The sequence below is a fragment of the Frigoribacterium sp. MCBA15_019 genome, assembly GCF_001864945.1.
Classification (GTDB): Bacteria; Actinomycetota; Actinomycetes; order Actinomycetales; family Microbacteriaceae; genus Frigoribacterium.
This window is the reverse complement of record NZ_MJGS01000020.1, coordinates 62,662-62,986: the sequence shown is the minus strand read 5'-3', so window position 1 is coordinate 62,986 and position 325 is coordinate 62,662. Positions and strand designations below refer to the sequence as shown.

General features: G+C 67.7%; 1 protein-coding gene. It reads right to left on the bottom strand.

The window, feature by feature from the left end:
- Positions 1 to 28 precede the first annotated feature (28 nt).
- The coding region (locus BIV04_RS17205; RefSeq protein WP_218141860.1) for a hypothetical protein at positions 29 to 325 on the bottom strand (297 nt) is incomplete at its 5' end.

Below are 325 nucleotides of genomic sequence, written 5' to 3'. Positions count from 1 at the left end.
GTGGGGAGCCGTCCTGCGGGCGGGTGGGTCAGCGTCGGGGGGCGAAGGCGGCGACTTGTGCTTTGGCTTCGGTCGCGGTGCCCTTGTCCTGGATGAAGTTGATCGTCCAGGTCGAGGTGCCCATGTTGGCGCGGGTCCAGGACCAGGTGTTGTTGTCCTCGACTCGGGTGGTGCCGAGGGCGGTGCCGAACTTGTTCTCGACCTGGATGGTCTTGCCCTTGGTGCCGGTGCCTTCGAACGTGAAGCCGGTGTTCGGGACGTAGCCGGCCTTGGGGTCAGCGGGGTTGGTGACCGTGACGAGGGGGGCCGGTGCGGGGGTGTCGGT